Origin of the sequence: Streptomyces iakyrus (genome assembly GCF_000717055.1) — a bacterium.
GTDB lineage: Bacteria > Actinomycetota > Actinomycetes > Streptomycetales > Streptomycetaceae > Streptomyces > Streptomyces iakyrus.
Genome location: NZ_JNXI01000150.1, coordinates 1 through 310, shown reverse-complemented (window position 1 = coordinate 310; position 310 = coordinate 1). Strand labels below are relative to the sequence as shown.

The following is a 310-nucleotide window of genomic DNA, read 5'->3' as shown; positions in this document are numbered from 1 at the left end:
GCCGTATCTCGCGCCGGTCGCCCAGTATGGCTTCCTCGGCGTCCCCGTGTTCTTCGCGATCTCCGGCTTCGTCATCGCCTATTCGGCCGAGGGCCGCACCCCGGTCGGCTTCGCCATCGCGCGCTTCAGCCGCATTTATCCGACCTTCGTCATCTGCATGACGCTGACCTTCCTCGCGACGCTGCTCGCCGGCCACGCCTGGTTTCAGGTGACGTGGGGTCAATGGCTGGCGAATTTGTTCATCGCGGCGCCGATGCTCGGCCAGCCCTACATGGATGACGCCTATTGGTCGCTGGTGATCGAGGTCGTG

At 64.5% G+C, this 310-nt stretch carries 1 protein-coding gene; it reads left to right on the top strand.

Annotation, left to right across the window (positions count from 1 at the left end; translation table 11 throughout):
* Positions 1 to 310, top strand: a 310-nt coding sequence (locus OO68_RS49110; RefSeq protein WP_033314759.1) for an acyltransferase family protein, incomplete at both ends; no start/stop codon positions are given.